This window comes from Photobacterium sp. R1 (assembly GCF_054600795.1).
The window spans coordinates 1-459 of record NZ_BAAHZP010000093.1 but is presented as its reverse complement, the minus strand read 5'-3'; the positions used below and the strand labels follow the sequence as shown (position 1 = coordinate 459).

At 57.3% G+C, this 459-nt stretch carries 1 protein-coding gene; it reads left to right on the top strand.

From position 1 onward, the window contains the following. Positions 1–459 (top strand): HAMP domain-containing protein (locus ACYP03_RS24115; protein WP_459782379.1); only part of this gene is annotated, 459 nt, incomplete at both ends.

Here is a 459-nt window from a genome sequence, read left to right as displayed (position 1 = left end):
AGACATCGAAGAAGTCAAAACCGAAGCCCTGAAAAAAACCTTTCTGATCGCGGCTGTATTCCTGGTGCTGACAGTGATAGCGGCGCGCATGATTGCCAACCTGATCGTCACCCCGGTCAATGGCCTCAATCAGGTGCTGCGCTCACTGGCAAACGGTAACTGGGATCTGAACCAGCGAGTGGCAGTCCGCAGCCAGGACGAAATCGGCGAAATGTCCGACTCCTTCAATATCTTTATGGCCGCCCTGCGCCAGCGGATGCTGGAAGTGCAGCAATCCTCCGACAGTGTGGCAGCCACCAGCGCCCAGCTCGACACCCTGATCCGCGCCGTGACCGACCGCTCCATGACCCAGTCAGAGCATGTCGGCAGCAGTGCCACTGCGATTGAAGAGCTGGCGGCCAGCGCACAGAGCATCACTGAAATTGTCGATAATGCTAACCAGCAAATGGGCCAGTTCGA